Source organism: Parabacteroides sp. AF18-52 (assembly GCF_003479145.1).
In the GTDB taxonomy this organism is placed as follows: Bacteria; Bacteroidota; Bacteroidia; order Bacteroidales; family Tannerellaceae; genus Parabacteroides; species Parabacteroides faecis.
Genome location: NZ_QUGR01000009.1, coordinates 182,379 through 205,777, shown reverse-complemented (window position 1 = coordinate 205,777; position 23,399 = coordinate 182,379). Strand labels below are relative to the sequence as shown.

Annotated in this window: 12 protein-coding genes; 6 read left to right on the top strand and 6 right to left on the bottom strand. The window is 41.1% G+C overall.

The annotated features are described in order from the left end of the window. Nucleotides 1-4: 4 nt before the first annotated feature. From DWX23_RS16040 to DWX23_RS16030, 3 genes are read left to right on the top strand one after another with little or no spacing between them, the layout of a single operon-like run. Nucleotides 5-1,945 carry a sialate O-acetylesterase gene (locus tag DWX23_RS16040; protein ID WP_122375208.1) on the top strand — a complete coding sequence of 647 codons (1,941 nt, stop codon included), beginning with the start codon at nucleotides 5-7 and terminating at the stop codon, nucleotides 1,943-1,945. 39 nt (nucleotides 1,946-1,984) lie between these two features. Further along, nucleotides 1,985-4,279 (top strand): GH92 family glycosyl hydrolase, encoded by a 2,295-nt coding sequence (locus tag DWX23_RS16035; protein WP_122375207.1) that lies wholly within the window; start codon nucleotides 1,985-1,987, stop codon nucleotides 4,277-4,279. Nucleotides 4,280-4,294: 15 nt separating this feature from the next. Next, the gene (locus tag DWX23_RS16030) at nucleotides 4,295-6,844 is read left to right on the top strand and encodes a sugar-binding domain-containing protein (RefSeq protein WP_122375206.1); all 2,550 of its coding nucleotides are present in this window, start codon (nucleotides 4,295-4,297) and stop codon (nucleotides 6,842-6,844) included. A gap of 55 nt (nucleotides 6,845-6,899) precedes the next feature. On the opposite strand, the gene DWX23_RS16025 is transcribed toward DWX23_RS16030, so the two are convergent. The 6 genes from DWX23_RS16025 to DWX23_RS16000 form a co-directional block, all read right to left on the bottom strand. Beyond that, nucleotides 6,900-8,501 carry a glycoside hydrolase family 31 protein gene (locus tag DWX23_RS16025; RefSeq protein ID WP_122375205.1) on the bottom strand — a complete coding sequence of 534 codons (1,602 nt, stop codon included), beginning with the start codon at nucleotides 8,499-8,501 and terminating at the stop codon, nucleotides 6,900-6,902. 20 nt (nucleotides 8,502-8,521) lie between these two features. Further along, nucleotides 8,522-10,675: an alpha-N-acetylglucosaminidase gene (locus DWX23_RS16020; protein ID WP_122375204.1), complete on the bottom strand. Its 2,154-nt coding sequence runs from the start codon at nucleotides 10,673-10,675 to the stop codon at nucleotides 8,522-8,524. Between the two features lie 10 nt (nucleotides 10,676-10,685). Continuing rightward, complete coding sequence (locus tag DWX23_RS16015; protein ID WP_122375203.1) at nucleotides 10,686-11,858, bottom strand: family 16 glycosylhydrolase; 1,173 nt, start codon at nucleotides 11,856-11,858, stop codon at nucleotides 10,686-10,688. A 93-nt stretch (nucleotides 11,859-11,951) separates the two neighbouring features. Then, nucleotides 11,952-13,424 (bottom strand): RagB/SusD family nutrient uptake outer membrane protein, encoded by a 1,473-nt coding sequence (locus DWX23_RS16010; protein ID WP_122375202.1) that lies wholly within the window; start codon nucleotides 13,422-13,424, stop codon nucleotides 11,952-11,954. 33 nt (nucleotides 13,425-13,457) lie between these two features. Then, nucleotides 13,458-16,934, bottom strand: a complete 3,477-nt coding sequence (locus DWX23_RS16005; RefSeq protein WP_122375244.1) for a TonB-dependent receptor — start codon at nucleotides 16,932-16,934, stop codon at nucleotides 13,458-13,460. 156 nt (nucleotides 16,935-17,090) lie between these two features. After that, the gene (locus DWX23_RS16000; protein ID WP_122375201.1) at nucleotides 17,091-18,062 is read right to left on the bottom strand and encodes a FecR family protein; all 972 of its coding nucleotides are present in this window, start codon (nucleotides 18,060-18,062) and stop codon (nucleotides 17,091-17,093) included. Between the two features lie 88 nt (nucleotides 18,063-18,150). Between DWX23_RS16000 and DWX23_RS15995 the strand changes: the two genes are divergently transcribed. The 3 genes from DWX23_RS15995 to DWX23_RS15985 all read left to right on the top strand — a co-directional run bounded on the left by DWX23_RS15995 (nucleotide 18,151) and on the right by DWX23_RS15985 (nucleotide 23,398). Then, a complete protein-coding gene (locus DWX23_RS15995) occupies nucleotides 18,151-18,747 on the top strand; it encodes an RNA polymerase sigma-70 factor (protein WP_122375200.1) in 597 nt (198 codons plus the stop codon). A 68-nt stretch (nucleotides 18,748-18,815) separates the two neighbouring features. Continuing rightward, complete coding sequence (locus DWX23_RS15990; protein ID WP_122375199.1) at nucleotides 18,816-19,823, top strand: FecR family protein; 1,008 nt, start codon at nucleotides 18,816-18,818, stop codon at nucleotides 19,821-19,823. A gap of 248 nt (nucleotides 19,824-20,071) precedes the next feature. Beyond that, nucleotides 20,072-23,398: a TonB-dependent receptor gene (locus DWX23_RS15985; protein ID WP_122375198.1), complete on the top strand. Its 3,327-nt coding sequence runs from the start codon at nucleotides 20,072-20,074 to the stop codon at nucleotides 23,396-23,398. The last annotated feature ends 1 nt before the right edge of the window (nucleotide 23,399 follow it).

The window sequence follows — 23,399 nt, the reverse complement described above, 5'->3', positions numbered from 1 at the left end:
AAATATGAGAAAGATTATCAAACCATCATTATTAGCTGTAGGCTTATTGTTCAGCAGCTTTATGCAGGCTACTGTCAGCCTGCCGCATTTCTTCTCCGATAATATGGTACTTCAACGGGATATGCCTATTCATATCTGGGGAAAAGCGGATAAAAAAGAAACCGTTACTGTTTCATTCAACGGAACGAGTATAACGGCAAAAGCAGATCAGCATGGTCGCTGGCAGGTAGAACTACCCTCTATGAGATATGGAGGTCCTTTTAGTATGACGGTGAAAGGCCATGATAATACTATTGCATTAGATAATATTCTGATTGGAGATGTCTGGTTGTGTAGCGGGCAATCCAATATGGAATTTAATCTGAGTGGAGCACATAATGCGGAAGAGGCTATTCGACAGTCGGAAAATAAGCAAATCCGTTTACTTACAGTTCCTAAAACGATACAAACGAATGAGTGCGACGATATACAAGAAACTTCATGGGAAGAATGTAACCCATTGACAAGCCCTACATTCTCTGCTGTCGCTTATTTCTTCGGACAAGCTTTAGAGAAAGAGTTGGATGTCCCTGTCGGGTTAATCCATTCTTCCTGGGGAGGTACCGATATTGAAACCTGGACAAGTTGGGAGGCCGCTATGGAGAACCCTGTATACGCCTCTTATAAAGGTAAAACGTTGGAAAAAGCATTAGGTTATTCTATGCAAGATATCGAACGCTTCAAAAAGGCTCTGGAAAAAGATAAAGGATTGATCGAAAAATGGTATGCTCCTACTATGAAAACGACCGATTGGAAAAAGGTTCATATCCCATCTATCTGGTCCGGTGATTTGAAAAATGAAGATGGGGTAGTCTGGTTCAGAACAGAGATTGACTTGCCGGATGAAACTGCCGGCTTGGAAGGCCACATCCAGTTGGGGGGTATTGATGACGGAGATATTACCTATGTGAATGGTGTTGAGGTCGGAAGAACTGATTTCTGGTTTGCAAACAGAAACTACCACATTAAAGACGGTATATTGAAAAGTGGAAAAAACATAATTACCTTGCGTATGACAGATACAGGTACTATCGGTGGCATGTCTGCAAAAGATGAGGAGGTTTTTCTGGAAGTCGCTGGACGTAAATATCCTTTAGCGGGAGAATGGAGTTACAAACCATCTGTTCTTAGTTCATCCTATGGTTTTTCAAACACAGGTTCCGGACCTAACAGCTTTTCGTCTTTGCTTTACAATGGCATGATACGTCCCTTGGTCGGTTACAATATTAAAGGGGTAATTTGGTATCAAGGTGAAAATAACGCTGCTCATGCCTGGCAATATCGTTCATTGTTTCCGCTAATGATTAATGACTGGCGTAAACAATGGGGGTACGAGTTGCCTTTTATCTGGGTTCAGTTAGCTAACTTTATGGCTATAGAGGCACAACCTCAGGAAAGTGAATGGGCTGAGTTACGTGAAGCACAAAATATGACTTTACGCTTGCACAAAACCGGACAAGCTGTAATTACCGATATAGGGGAGGCTTTTGACATTCATCCAAGAAACAAACAGGATGTAGGTAAGCGGTTGGCTCAGAATGCCTTGAAAATTGCTTATGGGCAAGATGTTTTGGGAGCCGGTCCTGTATTTGAGTCAATGAAAAAGGAAGGAAATAAAATCATACTTTCTTTCTCCAATGTCGGTAAAGGATTATCGACCAGTGATAAAAATAGATATAGCTATATCAACGGTTTTACTATTGCCGGATCAGACCGGAAATTTGTATGGGCACAGGCCTATATACATGATGGGAAAGTTATTGTCTTCAACGATGAAATCAAAGAACCGGTCGCAGTCCGTTATGGATGGTCTAATAATCCGGCAGACAATAACCTGGTAAATAGTGACGGACTGCTCGCTTCTCCGTTTCGTACGGATTCATGGAAAGGTCTCACTGAAAAATAAACAGGTCATGTAATAATTAATAAAATCAAACTATACAAAATGAATAAAAACAACAAATCCAATATCAAAAGATTATTTACAGCACTCATATTGATTGCAGGAATAAGCGTATCCCCGCAAGTATCGGCACAGAAAGATCTGGTAAAATATGTCAATACATTGCAAGGAACAAACTCTACTTATGAACTTAGCTGGGGAAATACCTATCCCACAACAGCCGTACCATATCCTATGCATGCCTGGTCGCCACAGACAGGTAAAAATGGAGACGGATGGAAATATAAATATACTGCTACTACTATACGTGGATTTCAGGAAACTCATCAATGTAGCCCGTGGGTGGGGGATTATGGCGTATTCTCTTTAATGCCGGTATTAGGAAAGCTGGTTGTTGGTGAAGAAGAACGTGCTTTATCTTTCAAACACGAAAATGAGGTAGGTAGTCCGCATTACTATAAGGTTAAATTTGATAATGGCATAACTACAGAAATGTCTCCGACAACTCGTTCTGTCCATTTTCGCTTTTCCTATCCTTCTACAGGTGATGCTTATGTAGTTCTGGATGGTTATACGAAAATGAGTGATGTAAAGATAGACCCGAAAAACAAACGAATTACCGGTTATGTGAACAATGGTGCATTTGTACCGAAAGAGTTCATGAACTATTTTGTTATCCAGTTCGATAAACCTTTTACGGCATACGGAACATGGAATAATAAAGACAATCAAACAGTAAGTGGTCAGTTAGCTGCTTCCGGTGCGGGTGTTGGTGCTTATGTCCAGTTCAAGCAAGGAGTAAAAGTGCAGGTTAAAGTTACCTCTTCTTATATTAGCCATGAACAGGCTATGGTTACGTTGCAACGTGAATTAGGGAATCACAAATCGCTGGAAGATACGAAAAAGGCTGCAAGGAACGAATGGAATACTTTGTTAAATCGTGTATTGGTAGAAGGTGGTACAGAAGAAGATATGACTACATTTTACTCTTGTATGTTCCGTGCCAATCTCTTCTCTCACAAATTCTATGAAGAAAAAGAGAATGGAGAACCTTACTATTTCAGCCCTTACGATTCTAAGATTCACGATGGATATATGTTCACAGACAACGGCTTTTGGGATACATTCCGTTCCCAGTTCCCTCTGACGAACATTCTCCATCCAACCATGCAAGGACGCTATATGCAAGCATTGCTTGACGCACAAGAACAATGTGGCTGGTTACCATCCTGGTCAGCACCCAGTGAAACCGGTGGTATGATTGGTAACCATGCTATTTCTTTGCTTGCCGATGCCTGGGCAAAAGGAATCAGAACTTTCGATCCTGAACAAGCTCTGAAAGCTTATGCACACGAAGCGATGAACAAAGGTCCTTGGGGGGGAGCCAACGGACGTTTTCTCTGGAAAGAATATTATCAGATCGGTTATATCCCTTATCCGGAATCCATGGGTTCAACAGCACAGACATTGGAATATGCCTATGATGATTTCTGTGGTTATCAGTTGGCTAAAATGACAGGAAACAAATTTTACCAGGATATATTCGGTAAACAAATGTATAATTACAAGAATGTATACGACCCTTCAGTCGGATTCATGCGCGGACGAAAGATTGACGGTTCCTGGGCCGATTTCGATCCGTACGAATGGGGCGGTCCATACTGTGAAGGAAATGCCTGGCATTACACCTGGTCTGTATTTCATGATGTAAAAGGGCTGATAGCTCTGATGGGGGGGGACGAAAAGTTTGTAGCAAAGATCGATTCTGTATTTTCTGTACCTAATACGATAAAATATGGTACTTATGGCACGAAAATACATGAAATGCTGGAGATGGAATTAGCAAAGATGGGACAGTATGCACAAGGGAATCAACCTATTCAACATATGATTTACCTCTATAATTATGCTGGTCAGCCATGGAAAACCCAGTACTGGATTCGTCAGGTGATGGACCGTTTGTATAATGGGACGGAGAATGGTTATCCTGGCGATGAAGATCAAGGCGGCATGTCTTCCTGGTATGTACTAAGTGCTTTAGGTATTTACAGTGTTTGCCCGGGAACAGATGAATATGTATTAGGTAGTCCAAAATTTCCAAAAGCAACAATTACTTTGGAAAATGGGAATAAATTCATAATAGAGGCTAATAACAATAGTAAAGATAATGTCTATATCCGAAGTGCAAGCCTGAACGGCAATAATCATACGCGCAACTTTATCAAATATAGTGATATAACCAATGGCGGTGTTCTCAAATTGGAAATGAGCAACCAGCCGGAAAAGAATCGAGGTACTGCACTGAGCGACCGCCCTTTCTCTCTTTCACAAAAATAAAATCAATTCATTTATATGATAAAACATCTCTTTGGTTTTATCGGAATGTTGCTCCCGCTACTTTCAGCTGGGGCAACAGCCGATAAGCTATCACTTAATAGTGCCGCAGAAATAGCCGATTGGCGTGTTAAAGCACAAGTAGAAATAGGAAAAGACAGTATTTCCATCTATAAAGAAGGGTATGATATTTCCTCTTGGGTAAAAGCGATTGTTCCGGGAACAGTGTTCGGTTCGTATGTGGAAGTCGGACTGGAAAAAGATCCTAATTATGCAGATAATGCTTATAATGTGGATAAGTCCAAGTACGACCGAAATTTCTGGTACAGAACTGAATTTGCAACTTCTTCATTACCGGCTGGCGAAAAAATCTGGCTAAATTTTGAAGGGATAAATAGAAAGGCTGAGATATTCTTTAATGAAAACCGCATTGGAGAACTCGATGGTTTTATGGAGAGAGGTAAATTTGATATTACTGATTTGTTGAAGAAAGAAGGGAATAATGTTTTGGCTGTTCTGGTATACTGGCCGACTTTACCAATTCCAAACTATGCAAGTCCGACTTATATATCGAGTGCCAGCTGGGATTGGATGCCTTATGTCCCCGGATTATTAAGCGGCATAACGGATGATGTATATATTTCGACTTCCGGTCCGGTATCCTTAATCGATCCGTGGGTCCGGACAAAGGTCCCTAATCCGGATGAAGCAGACCTGTCATTGCAATTTGAATTAAAAAATCATACGGGAGAAAAGCAAAAAGGTATATTGAAAGGTGTTATTCAGCCTGGTGATATTAAATTCTCCCAGGAGTTTAATATTGATGCCGGTAAACAGCGGACATTTCAAATAGATAGTAAATGGTGCGAACAGCTGCATATAAACAAACCTGAACTCTGGTGGCCGAACGGATATGGAGAACCGAACTTATATACTTGTGATCTTCAATATGTCATAAATGATAAGGTCTCTGATCAACAGGAGTTTAGTTTCGGTATCCGGGAATATTCCTACGACGACGAAGGTGGTGTATTTCATCTGTCTGTAAACGGGACCCGTATTTATGTCAAAGGTGGAAACTGGGGCATGAGCGAATATATGCTTCGTTGCCGTGGGAAAGAATATGACCTGAAAGTCAAGTTACACAAAGATATGCACTATAATATGATACGCAACTGGATTGGCTCCACCACTGATGAGGAATTTTATGAGGCATGCGACAAATATGGTATTATGGTATGGGATGATTTTTGGTTAAATTCGCATCCGAATCTACCGGACGATGTATTTGCATTCAATAAAAATGCCGTAGAAAAAATCAAACGTTTGAGGAATCATCCTTGTATAGCCGTCTGGTGTGGAGATAATGAGGGAGTTCCTTTACCTCCGTTAAATGGCTGGTTAAAGGAAAACGTGGCAGTCTATGATGGTAACGACCGCTATTATCATGCTAATTCGCGCGAATTCGACTTGTCGGGTAGCGGTCCATGGACTAATGGAACACCTGATTGGTATTTCACTAAATATCCGGGAGGTTTTGGGGACCATGCGCAGAAAGGATGGGGATTCCGTACGGAAATAGGAACCGCTGTATTTACTACATTTGAAAGTTTCAAGAAATTCATACCGGAAGAGTATTGGTGGCCTAGAAATGAAATGTGGAATAAACATTTCTTCGGACCTTCTGCGGGAAATGCCAGCCCTGACAAATATTTCTCTACTGTAAATGAAAACTATGGCGATGCTACCGGTATAAAAGATTTCTGCCGGAAGGCACAACTTCTTAACCTCGAAGTAAACAAAGCGATGTATGAAGGCTGGCAGCATCATATGTGGGAAGATGCTTCCGGAATATTGACATGGATGAGCCAATCAGCTTACCCTTCATTCGTCTGGCAGACATATGATTACTATTATGATTTGAACGGCGCTTACTGGGGCGTGAAAAAAGCTTGTGAACCTTTGCATATCCAGTGGAGTCCGGTAGATAATTCAGTAAAAGTAATCAATAGTAGTTCTTACAATTATACAGGATTAAAAGCTATTGCCGAGATTTATAACCTGAATGGTTCGATGGTAAAAACATATAATCGGATAGCAGATATTAACTCTCCTTCCAATACGGCATCGCTCGCTTTTAATCTCTTGCTGCCAGCCGAAAAACAACAGTCGGACTTGTCCCTCGTCTATTTTATTAAATTGAAACTGACAGATAATAAGGGTATAGTTCTTTCGGATAATTTTTATTGGAAAGGGACTGAAAAAGGAGATTACCGGGCTCTGAATAACTTGCCTAAAGCAAAATTAGCGGTAAAATCAAAAAAACAAAAAAAGGGAGAAAAAAATATTATTCATGCAACTATAAAAAATGTTGGTTCTTCCATTGCATTCTGTGTCAGGGTCACTCCTGTCCGCTCAGGTGATGGGGAACGTATCCTTCCAATAATGATGAATGATAATTATTTCACTCTGTTGAAAGGTGAGACCAAAGATATTGATATCGAATTTGATACAACTCTATTAGAAAAGGGAAATTACCATTTACTTGTAGAAGCGTATAATGAGTAAAATGTATAATGAGAGTGATTGGATACCGAATCACTCTCATTTTGTATAGTACAGATTATTTTATCTTCTCAAACCAAGGCAACCTCTCCAAAGGAGCTTCCACCTCAATCGTTTTCGGTCCACGGAATTTTTTGCCTGTATCGTCTTTCCATTGTCCTTTGGGCAACATAACTTTGCGGGTATGTTCTTTGGTCAGGATCGGGGCTACCAAATACTTATCCCCCAGCATGAACTGGTCTTTGCAATCCACAAATCCCTGATGTGGAAATGCGTATTCCATATGGCGGAGGATCGGTTCGCCTGTCTGAGCTGATTGGCGGGCTTGTTCCAGAATGTAACTTCCCATCTTTTCATGTAAATGAGCATAATCACGGCAAATAGCCAGGTGTTTCTCATCGAGAATACGCCAGGGAGCTACAGAAAACTGCATCATAGGCATTAATGTATGGACCTGGCAGGAACGAACGATCAGTTCCTGATCCAGTTTGGTTTGATCGACACCCAAAAAAGAACCGAACTGGCCTCCGCCAATCATATCCGGACAAGCATAAGCATATCCCAATAAGCCGGCTGCAATCATGTCAGGAATAAGAAGCCCTACAGCATTCCAGGAATAATCCTTATCTCCTAAACGCTGGACCAAAGCCTGTCCTCCCATTTTCCAACCGGCACGGTATTCGTTAAACGGAAAATCCAATCCTATTTTCGCCCAGTATTCACACATATCGACCGATGTAGCTGCTTTATCATAAAACTCCAGATTAGGATCATTATAATGACCTATATCGCCTGCATCGAATTTAAAACCATCGACACCGTATTTCTCCTGCATATTGCGTAACTGTTGCTTCAAATGTTCTGCCGCTCCCGGATTACTAAGATCGTAACAAGCGCTATACCCGTTCCACCAGGGGATTATCGCTGCTTGCTGGGTACCTTTTTTCTTGATCAGATATCCCTTTTGCTGCAATTCACGGAATTCGGGGCTATCCGGACTTACAAACGGACAGATCCATAACATAATGCGGAATCCGTCTTTGTGCAATTGGTCGATCATTCCTTTCGGATCGGGAAAACGTTCCGGCTTGAAGTCAAAATTTCCATAATGTTTTTGCCAGTTATCGTCTACCATAAAAACTCCTACCGGAAATTTGTTTTTCAATATGTTATCTGCATATTTCAGTATATCCTCCTGGTTCTGATTGTACATCAGTTCAATCCATGTATTATACTGCGGCATTGAGAAAAACAAAGAATCCGGCAATTGACCCGAAGGTGGAAAATACTTGGTTGAGGCAGCCAGATAAGCATCTCTTAATGTATTACCAGCCAATACAGGTTCCAAGCTTTCATACTCTGAAAAGATTTGTAAATTGCCATTCTCTATCTTGAAAGAGAACGGTTTTTCACTCCAGATATATCTTCCTTCAGAAGATAAAAGAAGAGGAACATTCTGATTGTTCAGGTTTTCAGAGGCAAGATCGAATAGACGGAGATTGTCTTTAAAAGGCATTTGAGATCCTAAGGCAACCATACCTCCCCACCATTTTTCACCTTCTAAAGATGCGATTTTTGATTCGTATTTGCTTCCGGCCCAACATGATAATGTAAAAAATACAGTCAGAAAGGATAGAAGAAGTGTTTTTCTTAAGTGCATAGCGTTATTATTAAAAGTTTTTATTCAAATACTTCCGCAAAGATACGTTTTACAGTTGGAATACAGTCTCCTTCCGGTTTCCAGGTATAAAAATTAGTTGCTTTTGTCCAAGGTTCTTCCAATGCATAAAAATCTATCTCTGCAGGATTATTCCCTTCCAGCTTTTGAAGTTGATGGTCAAACCAGGTTTTCCAGCGCATATAATAAAAGTCTTTCAGAATGCCATTCCATTCTTTGTGGGCATAATCCCGTAACCCTCCGTTATTTGCTGCATTCCGGTTTCCCCAGGTTGTGATCTGTACCCGGGCATTCCATTCATAAAGATCTTTTTCTTCCGGAGTATTACCAATGGAACGGGCTTGTCGAATCCAGTTACCGACTCTAAATTCCGGACGAGTCCCTAACAATTCGTCTTGTAACAGGAGTAATGCCAGAAAACGCTCTGTGGAAGCTCTATAAAGAGACTTATCACCGGAAATATAAGCCGCTTCGACCACTTTTTCAATCCGCCTTCCTTTTTCTGCGATTGCCTGGCGAGCGATATCTACCAGATCATATTCAAAGTTATTAATCCCTTTAAATTGATCAGCCACAGAAACCAGCATAGCTGCCGCATGTATCACATCTTCCGGATCGTAATAGTCCTCCATTTCCGACCAGCTGGATACCTGATACGGATGCTCGGAAGGGCGGGCGCAGAAAATAGATTCATGAGTACCTTGCTGCACATTTTCGGACGGACAGTTATAGATAGAATTACTTAATAATATCCAGGCATCCTGTACCGTCTTGTTTGTTTTCCCATAACGGGCAAACGTATAATTCTTTATCCATTGGTCTTTATCAAATTTTTCTGCACGCCAGGGTAGTTCAGTAAGCAATTCGAACATGACAGGATTATTCTCACTTCCTTCCATGGTCATGCCGACACCTTTCAATGTTTTGCCAAAAGGACTTTTCTTGGCTTTGTAGAATTCATCGATCACATGGTTCATCTTTCCATGTAATCCGATGTTCCCTCCGTAATTCAACAGCATACAGTAAATCCAGTCATGTTGTCCGAACCCTTCTTTCCGATACCAGGTAGATTTAGGATCTCCCCATTGCGGACGGCTTTCTGAAAACAGGTCCAAAACAATCATATCACCGGCTTTCAGGTTCTCTATCATTTGAGAACGTGGGTTTGCCTGCCACGCCTGAGCGACCCAAACAGCTTTCGGATTATTTTTTTTCATAGCCTGCATGATTGCTTTTCCGGCAGCATCCAGGTTTACTCCGGCAACACTTCCTCCTTCATGGAATGGGTCCATGCTATAAAAGTTGGCTTTGCCGTAGAGCTTGTTCATTTCTTTATAGTAAAGCGAGGCTATTTCATGAAAACGGGGATCGGTCGGCAGCAAAAATGCCGGACGGCGGTAATCGCACCATAATCCCGGATCGGATACGTTCAATCCCAATTTTTCTTTGGCATTATGAGGAACCATGCCTGAATAACCCGGGAGCACGGGTTCAATGCCATATTCACGCATTCGTTTTAAAATGCGTTGCTGGAGAGCTATCTGTTGTTTATACCAATTATCCGAATTGGGGCCTCCCCACCCTTCCTGATTGTTCATCAACCACCAGGCTTGAAAACCGGGACCGGCAATAAACTCGTCGATCTCTTCTTTACAGTATCCTAATTTTTTAAGCACATTATACCAGACACCATCTGTCCCAACCATAGCAAGCGGCAGATTGATCCCATGCAGGGCCATCCAGTCAATTTCCTTTTCCCAACGTTCCCAATCCCAGAAAGCCATAGTGTACGAATAGGTACAATAATTAAAATCGTACCGGTATTTCACTTCTGTTTCATGGCGTTCCTTTTGGGTGACGGCAGGCAAAATTTCCGGAAGCGTGGCCTGCATGCCATTCCAGGAAAGATGGATTCCGGCATAGTATTTTAAGTACCAGTTTAATCCCGCCGCAATATTTACCGGATTATTTCCACGGATAACGACTTTGTTCCCTTTCTGATCCAGTTCGAAGAAATCGACCGGAGAATTGACCTGTTCGATAAGAAATTTATCGGAAGCCCCTTTGTCTATACGCTCTAATAAAGCCTTTACTGGTGATGTGGCTTCGGCTATCACCGTGATGAACAGTAAGCATAAGAGATGAATTACTTTCATTGAATTAATTTTATTTAACAGTAATGATTAGCGTAGCTTTTTGTCCTTTCAGTAATGCCTCCGGTAGTCCTTTGATCCGACCGTCGACAATGACAGTTCCTTCTTTTTGAGTTTTCCCGAAGGCTTCGTCACTTAACGGTTCCCATTCGACAAATTGTTGTGTAGTAGTACCATCGTTATAATGTACGTTGACAAATGAAGGAGCAAATAACAACTCACGGGTAATATGTCCGTCAATGTTTCGTAGAACGGCATCCCCTTCCGCTATCTGTAAACGGGCAGGTTCTATAGAAGCGATGCACAGGTTATTCTCCGGAACAGCATTATATCCTTCCGGTATTTTTTTATACATGCGGATATAATCGATATCGAAACTTTTAGGGTAAGGAACGGACGGATCATAAGTACCTGTCCAACCATCTTTAGCTTTCCGGTTATCATAGAAAGAAATGATCTGGATAAGCGGATAAGTAATTGCTGCTTTGTGTTTCATTACCTCTATACCATCGACATAAACAGTGACACCTTCTGGTGTCCAGTCGAAGCCATATATATGGAACTCTTCTGCCAGTTTTTTATTGGCAAACCACGGATGTTCCGTATGATATTGAATGGTAGAATCTTTCCAGCTATGTACTGTAGCCCAAATACGATTGACATCAGTTCCCAGTATTTCGAATATATCGATTTCACAACTTTGATTCGGATCGTCTTCGAAACCGATGAGCCACCAGGCACAATGAACACCTCCGCCATCCTGCATCTTGGCACGCATTTCGTAATATCCGTACTGATTGATCTGAGTTGCTTCGGTTTTTATCTGGTGAAGTGCTTTTTTCTTTGGATCATAATGATGCAGTCCGGTTCGACTGGCACTCATGAAACCGGAAATATACATGCCGTTATCAAATTCATTTTTTGAGTTCTTGTCAATGATAAGTCTGATAATACCATTCTTCATTTCATAAGTTGGGGTACAAACGGATCTGTCTTTAGGCCATGACGGCAAATACTCCGGAATCCATTTATCGGTATTAATTTCTTTACCATCAAATTCATCATGGAAAATTAAACGGTATCCTTCTTTTTCCAAAGGATTGGGAGGATAGTCCTGGGCATTGGAAGGCAGTATATTACTTATAAAAAGTAAACCGGAGAGAAATGTATAAAACAAATGTTTCATGATATTTAGTTTTTTGTCAGAGAAAAAAAGGCCGCAGTTAAAGCGGCCTTTTCTTAAAATGCAAATATAGTTTTTATTCTTCAAAGCAGCGAATTAATATCCGGGGTTCTGAATAATTTTACCTTTGCCTTCGTTGATAACAGCCTGAGGCAACGGGAATAATACGAATTCATCTTTCGTTGTCGTACAGCCACGGTCTCTCGCATTCTGGATAAACTGTCCGTGACGGATCAGGTCGGAACGGCGAACTCCTTCAAACCAGAGTTCATGTCCTCTTTCATCCAATACTTTCTGAAGGAAGTCATCCACACCCTTCACATCACCCATTACATATGGATTCAGTTTGGCACGAACACGGACCTGATTCAACAAATCCAGTGCTTCTGAAGTAACAGCGTTGCCTTTGCGGACAATTGCTTCTGAAAGCAGTGTCAGGACATCTGCATAACGATAAACAACCAGGTCGATCTGACTGCCGTCACCCGTAGACTCGGGATCTTCACCATATTTTACGGGAACTGCTCCCGAATAGAGATTTCCATGTTTTTGGATATCAGATTCTTCATTGAAAAGGACCCCGTCGGTACCTACGTATTCACCGACTAAAACAGTCAAGCGGTCATCGCCTTTTTCAAATGTGCGATAGAAAGGCCATGGCACTTTATAACCATCCCATTTCTGGATAGCAGTATTCTGTGTCGGATAGTTACCTGGTAAAGCATGGTCATGCCATAACTGCAGGTTCGTACCTCTTTCTTCCGTACAAGCAAAGATAATTTCTTTATTACCTTCGTTTTCAAGTGTAAAGATGTCCGCATAATTACTCATTAATCCGTAACCGTATTCAGCTTTCAACAGTTCACGACCACATTCTTCAGCTTTCGCCCAGTTCTTTTCATGCATATAGAATTTCATCAGAACAGTATATGCCAAACCTTTGTCGAAACGTCCGAATTGTGTTGTACGGGTCGGCAGGCCTTTCAGGGATTCGGTCAATTCTGTTTCGATGAACTTTGTCATTTCTTCCTGGGTTGCACGCGGTTCTATCACCTCATCCAACGGATTCTGTAAATCTTCTAAGGTCGGGATTGGAATAGGACCGTAGAAGTCATATAGTAAAAATGCCAGCCAACCACGGCCGAGATGAGTTTCTGACACCAGTAATGCTTTCTTTTCATCACTCATTTCTACATTAGAAATACGATCCAATGTTAATGTCATTGTACCCAGGTATTTCGCATAATCCGTATAATTAAGAGTAGTATAACTATGGTTCGGAGTCCAGTTGTGAGTCGTCAGTGGAATCCAGCTGTCGTTTACCCAGCAGCAGACTGCAATATCGGTTGACATATCTCCGATAACCTGGAAGCTATGAGCCGTACTGAACACACCGCTATATTCCGCGCTACGGAAAGGAGCATAAACACCTCCTACAACAAGCGCTTCTGCATCTTTTTCATTTGTCGGGAAGAAGTCCGGATTGATCGCATCGTATCGCTCCGAATCCAAATTAGTACATGAGGCTAATGCGCAACAGCACATTACTGTATATAATAATTTTTTCATGACTTTATCTTTGTTTTTATCTGTTTATACTGATTAGAATGTAATATCCAAACCGAAACTATATGTGCGAACGTTCGGATAAGCCCATTGCAACTGTGCTGCATCGGTCTTGTCACTTGAGACATCGGTTTCAGGATCAAGACCTGTGTACGGAGTAATGATAAACGGATTGTTCACATCAAAGTAAACACGTACGTTCGACAAAATGTGTTTACTGGTCTTGAGCGGGATATTATAACCTAACGTAATATTACGGCAACGGATAAACCAGGTCTTTTCGTAATAATAATCACCTGTACCATATGCACTTTCTGTCTGGAAATAACCAGGCAGTGTACCATTCGGGTTTGCTGAACTCCAGATATCTTTGATGGAAGTCGGCTGGTTATAACCACGACGCAAGTCGTTTACGTTATTACTGATCCAAGTCTTTTTGTAACTGCCCGCAGATAATTTGTCGAACTGGCCGTAGAAATAGATATTGAAATCGAAGTTTTTATAACGTAATGTATTATTGAATCCCATTAAGTACCCCGGGTCTTTACTTCCGTAAATCACCTTATCGGCATCATCCAGCTTGCCGTCGGGTTTACCTGTCTTCATCGGGATACCATGTTCGTCTACTTTGATAGAACCATCAGCTTCATATACATAACCATCGATGTCTTTAATCTTTACCTGTCCAGGCAATGCACCCGGCATATGGTCGATTGTTTCACCCGGCTGAACTAATCCATCTGACAGATAACCGGAATAGTAACGCATCCAACCGTTATATTCGTCATACGCTTTCGGCTTCCAGTTCGGGTCGCGTTCTTTCCATTTGTCGCGATACAAAGAGAAGGTCAGGTCAGAAGTCCATTCGAAATCTTTATTACGGATATTCGTTGTATTGATAGTCAATTCAAAACCCTGGCTTTGTGTTTTACCAACGTTTGCAATGATTTTGTTTACTTCGTTATAAGAAAGCAAAGTACGTTCATTCAGCAGATCCGAGATATTCTTATGATAATATTCAGCTGTGACATTAACACGTCCGTCCAGGAATCCCAAATCCAATCCAACGTTCCATTCGCGTGTTGTTTCCCAGGTCAGGGCACCATTACCCAACTGATCCAGATAAACACCGTTGATCATAGAACCTCCGAATATATTATTGCGGTCTTTAACTTTATAGTAGCTGTAAGCCACATCGCCTACATTGGAGTTACCGGTTTCACCATAGCTTAAACGTAATTTACCATTGGACAGAACGTTTTTCAATGGTGACATAAAATCTTCTTCCAGGAATCTCCAACCGGCAGCAACAGATGGGAAAACACCCCAGCGGTTTCCTTCTGCAAAGTTGGAAGAACCGTCCGTACGAATCGTGGCAGTCAACAGATAACGATCTTTAAAAGAATAGTTCACGCGTCCGAAGAAAGATGCCATACGGGATTTTGTCGCACTAGAACCGACAGTCGGGCGTTTGGCATTACCAGCTCCCAGGTTATTATATAAGAAACCGTCTGTAATGAAGTCATTGCTCTTACCTGACAACATTTCGTACGTAAACAACTGATATGAATGACCAGCTAATACACCAAAGTTATGTTCACCGATCTGTTTGGAGTAGTTGGCAGTCAATTCCATCAGGTAATCCGAGTTATCAGCCTGAGCTACATATGCAGAACCATTCTCTCTGGCTCCGTAAAGTGTGGTAGTCGGCATGTACTGTTTACGTTTCTGGTAGTTACGGTCGATACCGAAGTTTGCTTTCAGCAGTAAATCCTGGATCGGACGGACTTCAAAGAATACATTTCCTAACAGACGTTCTTTTGTTGTCTTATCTGTAATATCCAGTAGAGATACAGGGTTCGGCAGGAAAGAAGCGTCGGAGTTCATCGAATAATCACCATTTTCGTCACGGATTGGTAATGCCGGATTGAATTGAGCGGCGGAAACCAGAATACCTGCATTTTCATTCTGTCCGTCTCCTAATGGAATATTGTCATATTCATTTCGTGAAACATTCAGGTTCACACCCATTTTTACATATTTGCTCAATTTCTGGTCCAGATTAACACGGGCAGAATAACGTTCCATTGCATTATTCTTGATCACACCGTCCTGTTTGAAATAGTTTCCGGAAATTAAATACTTTGTATTGTCGTTACCGCCTGTAATCGATAAGTTGTGTGAAGTCTGGAAACCCAAACGAGAGATCTCGTCAAACCAGTTTGTATTGTTTGCCGGATTGGCAATCTGGTCGGCCGTATAAGTCGGGACAAAAGGAGTTCCGATTTCAGATTCAGACTTTCCTCCATAAATACCGACACCGTTCGTACGTAACCACAACTCACGGTTATAGTTGTTTGTTGCCTGCATAAAACCGGAAGCATCCAGCATCTCATAAGACTTAGCGATATCCTGAACAGACACAGAACCGGAATACTGTACTTTAGCAGCTCCACTTTTACCGCGTTTCGTCGTTACGATGATCACACCGTTACCGGCACGTGCACCATAGATAGCAGTTGAACTGGCATCTTTCAAAACTTCGATAGATTCGATATCATTCGGGTTGATAGAGCCCAGGATGTTGTCTTTGTTACCATCTTTATACTGGTTACCACTATCCAATCCATCCGGTGCACTTACCGGGAAGCCGTCGATAATGATCAATGGGTCGTTTCCAGCTTTATCGGAGGAAGCTGCACCACGGATACGAAAAGTAGACTGACCGCCTGGCTGTGCACTGATCGTACTTACCTGCAAACCGGCAGCTTTACCAGCCAAAGCATGGCTGACGGTAGAAACGGTTCCGACTGGGGTATCGTCCATCTTGACAGAGGCTACAGCACCTGTCAAGTCTTTTTTCTTCATCGTACCATAACCGACAACTACCACTTCTTCCAGAGCCTGTGTATCTTCTTTTAAAAGAATATTGATAACACTTTGGCCTTTTACTGCTACATCTTGCGGTGTATAACCGATAAAAGAAACGACTAATGTTGCATTGGCTGGTACGTCAATAGAGTATTTACCATCGATATCAGTCGTTGTACCGTTGGTAGTTCCTTTCTGAATGACATTTGCACCGGCGACAGGTCCCATAGCATCACTAATCACACCTGTTACTTTCTGTGATTGCTGTGAGATGGCAGACATTGAAGCATGCTCTGTAGTCAGCACAATGTGACGGTCTTTAATAGTATATCTCAAGCCTGTCTTTGTAGCGATAGTTTCTAAGACATCCTGGATATTGGCATTTTTCTTACTGATAGAGATTTTTTCATTTTTGTTGATCTCTTCCAGATTATAGAAAAACAGGAACTCCGATTGTTTTTCTATCTGTTTCAGTACATTTTCTAATGTTTCTTCTTTAGCGGAAACATTCAGTTTTGTTGTTTGCGCATAAGTTGCGGCGACCATTTGCGACAGGCAAACGGTTAGCATTAACACGGTTAATTTCATAATTTTTATAGTTCTTTTCAGATTTACAGAAACAACTATATGTTGATTATTCATACTTTTGAATGTTTTAAGATTAAACATGATCCCACGGCAATGGGAGTTTAATTGATTCACACATTTTAGAAGAGAGAATCCGGCAAGATTTTCTCTTCTTTTTTCTTTTACCACTTTACTCACTCATATCCTTACATTTTTAAGATTAGCTATTATTTATATTTCAGAAACGGTTATATGATGATCGTCAATCTTGTATTTGATTGGAATGGAAAGGTTGATGATCTCCATAATATCTTTTATACTTTGTCCGCGATAGAAAGTACCTGTAAAAGTTCGTTTATTCAAAGCTTCAGATTCGACAGTGAACTGTACGCCGTAAACATGGCTTAAACGATATAGCATGGCTTCCAAGCTTTGTTCCGGAAAATAGTAATATCCTGTTGTCCAGGCTGTGAACTGTTTGGCATCCACTTTTTTAATATCGGTAAGATGTGTATTTCTGTTATAGATAAATTGTTGATTCGGCCTTAATACGGCCTGATGGGAAATGTTGTCCGTCGTTAGGCGGACAACACCTTCCAGTAATGTCGTGGTAAGCAGGGAGTCGGAAGCGTAGGCAGTGACATTGAATTTAGTACCCAACGCTTCAATATTCTGTTCCTTCGTTTTTACGATAAAAGGTTTATCCTTTTGTTTGGCAACTATAAAATAGGCTTCTCCTTCCAAATAGACAGTTCTTTGCCTTTTGCCGTAGTCATTTTCATAATAGAATACGGTTTTTGATCCTAGACAGACCTGTGTTCCATCCGGAAGTTCGACGATGTCTGCATTCAGGCCATCCCCACCGATATATCGTGTAGCTATTTTATCTTCCTCTTTATTCAGAGTCAGAAATAACGAAGTAAGACAGACCGTGATGAAGGAAACAGCTGCGTAATTGCCAAACTGAAGCCATTTGATTTTTTTCTGCCGATTGTTTTTCTTTTTCAAAAGACGGTTCCAGCTTTTATCTATATCATCATGCATTTTATTGGAATGGCAGGCATCATAGATAGCCTTAGTTTCAAAGAATACTTTTTTGTTTTCAGCATTCTCATTCACCCAGGAATAGAAATCATTTATCCCTTGTTCATCCAATTGCCCTTGCAGATATTTTATGATCAATTCAGATGGTTCCTCTTTCATATAATTTCCTCGTTAGATATAAAGTGACTTAGTCCTTTATGAACTAAGGATAAAATGTTATCTTTGTCAATGTCAACGGAGAGGAGAGATGAAAAAACACGCAATAGCCACAATAGACTCGGATGTTTTGCTTCGTTTGAAGCTGGGAGATGAAAAAGCGTTTGAGGTTGTTTACTGGAAATATAGTTCCTGGGTGTTTAATTTTATCCAGTCTCTTCTATATGATAAATCCCTGGCTGAAGATCTAACGCAAACTGTTTTTCTGAAAATATGGGAGAAACGCACAAATATAGATCCTGAACTGGGGTTTGATTCCTATCTATTTGCTATTGCCCGGAATCTGGTATATAAAGAAACAGAAAATCGTCTGCAATCAGAACAAGTCAATATTGCTTTGAAAGACCGGTCTATAGAGACCGAATCACTGATGGAAGAGAATATAGATGCAGACTCACTAAAGGAATATATTGATACATTGGTTGAACAACTTCCCCCTTCCAGAAAGGATATTTTTCATTTAAGCAGACGTCATCATCTGTCGAATAAAGAGATTGCAGCCCGTTTGTCTATTTCTGAAAAAACAGTTGAAACGCAATTGTATAGAGCGCTGCGTTTTATAAAACAAAAGCTTTCGGACGATACTAATTTGGCGATATTGATGCTTTTGATGATTAAAGGATGTTAAAGACATCCTTTTTTTATATCCCTTGTAAGGGAACAGTACGATTTTAGGATATACAATATAAAATAAAGATGATGGATAACACTAAGATATTATTACTGGATCGTTTTATGCGGGGAGAAACTTCGCCGGAAGAAGAACAACAGTTGTTGGCCTGGTTCCGGGAGGTTGATTCTCAGGAAGATATTTTGACTTTCTATCGCCAGCGCTGGCATGAATCTGCAACAAAGGAGATTTCCGAAGAGGTTCAGCTCCGGATGTTCAATCAGATAAGAGACCGGATAAATACAGATAAGACTGTACTGCAGAAGAACGATCGGAAACAAAACAGGAGACGTTTGCTTCGTTGGGGACAATATGCGGCGGCTGTTATTTTATGTGTAGTAGTTGGTATAACCTCTCATCTATATACTCGGCAGTCTATGGCGGAGGTTAAAGAGTATATGGTAGAAGCTGAAAAAGGACAACGGGCAAGTGTTACTTTACCGGATGGTACGAAAGTCTGGCTGAATTCTCATACACAAATAATATATAATAGTAATTATGGTGTGGAGGACCGGGTTGTCGATTTGCGTGGAGAAGCCTATTTTGAAGTTGCAAAAGATAAGGAACATCGTTTTATCGTAAAAGCCGGAGGACTGGATGTCGAAGCGTTGGGTACTACATTTAATGTAAAAGCCTATAAAGAAGATGACGATGTTATTGCCACATTGTTTTCCGGTAGTATTCGGGCAACGGCAGGAAAACACTCAGCTGTATTGTCTCCTGCCCAACAGGTTGCTTTTAGCCGGAAAAGTGAAACATTGGTAGTTGATAGTCCGGAGAATATAGCTTATGCAAGCATGTGGAGGGATAATGAACTGGCATTTAAAGGGGAAACATTGAATGATATTGCTATACGTTTGAACCGCTTGTATAATGTGCAGATCGAATTCAAGTCAGAAAAGATCAAACAGTACCGCTTCTCCGGTGTCATTAAAAATAATAGCCTGGATAACGTATTTGAGATCATCAGCCTGACATCCCCGATCATGTACGAATCACTTGGAGACACGATTCTCCTGAGTGAGAGAAAATAGAGTGAATTAACGGAGTATTGTTAACTTTAAATGAATTGCTTATGAGATAGATAAAGAGAATAAAAGAAAGGGACAACTTCTAATGAAAGCTGCCCCTTATACAAAGTTTTTTAGCTTAAATCGGAGTTTATAAATCATACTTATTACACAGTCAACTGGCGGGTTGACCGCGTGGGAATCTTTATATCCGATTTTAGCTTGTAAAGTTACTATTTATAATCCATTTACTATTAAAAAAACACTTAAAAATGAGTAACATCAAGCAGTTTTTAATACGGGCTTTTTTGTGTGGAATACTACTTGTTTCTTCAAGTATCGCAGCAATAAGCCAGATTTCCCTCACAATGAAGAACCGGCCGGTACGTGAGGTAATCAAAGAAATAGAAAAAGTGAGTGATTATCGTTTCTTTTATAATGATGAGCTATCGGATTTGAATAAAATCATATCTATCGATGTAAAGAACGGTGATATTAAAGACATTATGGAACTGATTGCACGACAGGCTGCTGTTTCCTATGTCTTGAAAGCGAACCATCAGGTTGTCTTGTCTCTGGCAACAGTTAACCAACAGAAAGATGTTGTGAAAATAACAGGGAAGGTCATTGACGATCAGGGTGAAGGTGTTATTGGAGCCAATGTAATGGAGAAGGGTACGACAAACGGAACTATCACCAACATGGATGGAGAGTTTTCTTTGGAAGTTCCGAATAAAGCAACCCTACAAATTTCATATATAGGATTCAATACCCAGGAAATACCGGTGAATGGTCAAAAAACGTTTACGATCAGGATGACGGAAGATACTCAATCATTGGATGAAGTTGTTGTTGTCGGTTACGGAACACAGAAAAAATTGAATGTGACGGGCGCTGTTGCTACCTTAAAGAATGAAGAGCTGGTTAAAAGTCCGGTGGCAAGTACGACGAACGCTTTAGTCGGACGCCTGCCCGGATTAATAGCCAAGCAAAAAAGCGGGCAACCCGGTTTTGACGCTGCGGATATAAATATCCGTTCTTTCGGAAGCGCACTTGTCATCGTAGATGGCGTAGAACAATCGTTCAATAATATAGATGCAAATGAAATAGAATCAGTTTCTATATTGAAAGATGCATCTGCAGCTATTTATGGTGCCAGAGCAGGAAACGGCGTTATCCTGGTTACTACGAAACGCGGCCAGTCTGGTAAGCCGAATATCTCGTTTAACGGAACGTTGACCAGCCAAAGTTATACGAATTTCCCGGAACCGGTTAATGCCGGCCAATATGCAACTCTTTTCAGGGAGGCCCAGATCAATTCAGGTATCCCTGAGAATCAGACTAAATTTTCCGAAGAAGATATTGCAAAATATTTTGCAGGGAACGATCCTCAGTATCCTAGTACGAACTGGTACGATGAGATTATGAAAAAATCAGCACTTCAACAACAGTATAATCTGACGATCAGAGGTGGTACCGATGTTGTTAAGTATTATACTTTCTTAGGTTATCTCAGCCAGGATGGTATGTTTAAAGGAGGAAATACCGGTTACCGGAGATTCAACGTACGTTCGAATCTGGATGTAAATCTGACTTCCGACCTGACATTTTCTCTTGATCTTTCTGCGATTAAAGACGATGTCCGTCAATCTAACCGGCCTGCTTCCGAAGAGTGGTTCTGGATGGACTTTTTCGATAGTACGCCGACCTCTCATGCTTCATTTCCTGATCCGACAAAGGTTCCCCATATAGGTCCGGGACCGTTCAATGCCATAATAAATACACATGAAGATTTGGGTGGATATGATAAAACATATAAGAACACATTGAACGGAGCATTTACGGTTAATTACAAAGTGCGCCCTGTTCCGGGATTGAGTGCCAAGTTGAAGTTGAACTATCAGCAGGTCTCTTACGACCGGAAGAACTGGACGAAGCAAAATGATATCTGGGATTATGATTATGCAACGGATACTTATACTTTATATGGTAAGTCGATGCCGACATCCCTGAAACAGGAGTTTCATAAAAATCAGGTTATAACAGGCCAGTTCTCTTTGAATTATGATAGAGTGATTAATAAAGACCATGCAATAAACGGTTTGGCACTGGTTGAGATTATAGATTATAATAATGGAAACTTTTCGGCCTATAGGGAGAATTATGTGACAAGTGCGATCGACCAGTTATTTGCAGGGGGTACCATCAATCAACAGGCGAACGGTAGTGCTTCGGTATCCGGAAGAGCCAGTTTCGTTGCTCGTGCGAATTATGCTTATCAGGGAAAATATCTGTTGGAAGCCACGGCTCGTTACGATGGTTCTCCGAATTTCCCGAAGGATAAAAGATGGGGATTCTTCCCTAGCCTTTCTGCCGGTTGGCGTATGTCAGAAGAAGCTTTTATAAAGAATAACCTGACCTGGATCGATAATTTGAAATTACGTGCCGGTGTGAGCCAGACAGGCTTTGACTCCGTCGGTGCATTCCAGTATCTTACAGGGTATAAGTTTGAAGGCTATAATGTACTGGGAGGAAAAGAGGTACCCGGTTTGACAACTACTGGTATTGCCAATACAAATATATCCTGGGAAACGATGACATTATATAATGTAGGATTGGATTTATCCGTATTGAATAATAAATTGTATTCGGAGATCGATGTCTTTTATAGAAAGCGGGATGATATGTTAGGAACCCGTGTCGTGTCATTACCCAATACCTTTGGAGCGACTCTTCCGAGTGAGAATATCAATAGCCAGAGTACAAGAGGTTTTGAAGTCCTGATCGGTCACCGGGGTAATTTCGGGGAATTCTCTTATGACATCAGCGGAAATGTTTCCTGGTCACGCTCGAAATGGATCCATTATGATGAACCTGATTATACAGATCCGGATGACATCCGTCTGAAGAAAAAGTCCGGTCAATGGATCGATGTCTATAATGCCTATAAATCGGACGGTTTATTTACGAGCCAGGAAGAAATAGACAATCTGGGATATGATATGGATGGCATGGGAAACACCTCCCTTCGTCCGGGTGACATAAAGATACTCGATTTGAATAATGACGGAGAAGTAGACTGGCGGGATGCCAGCACTATTGGAAGTGGCGGTACTCCTCATATCATTTACGGTATCAATCTTAATATGAAATACAAAGGATTTGACCTGAGTGTCTTTGCACAGGGAGCTGCTGATTATTATGTGCAACTGCAATCCGGTAATATCAATATCGATGGCGTAAGAACTCCTTTCAAAGTTATCTGGAATGAACGTTGGACACCTGAGAATAATGATCGGAACGCAATTATCCCGCGACAAAAGATCGGTCAGACCACCAATAACTGGAATTCTGACTACTGGTATAAAAACGCATCTTATTTGCGTCTGAAAAATCTCACTTTGGGGTATACTTTTGATAAGGGCCTGATACGTAACTTAAGAATGGAGAATTTGCGTCTGTTTGTTGTCGGAACAAACTTATTTGCAATAAATCCGTTGCGTAAATACGGATTGGATCCAGAAACACCGGATGCAACCAGAGGTTGGTCATATCCTGTCACCAAATCAGTCTCTTTAGGATTAAATGTTACTTTTTAAA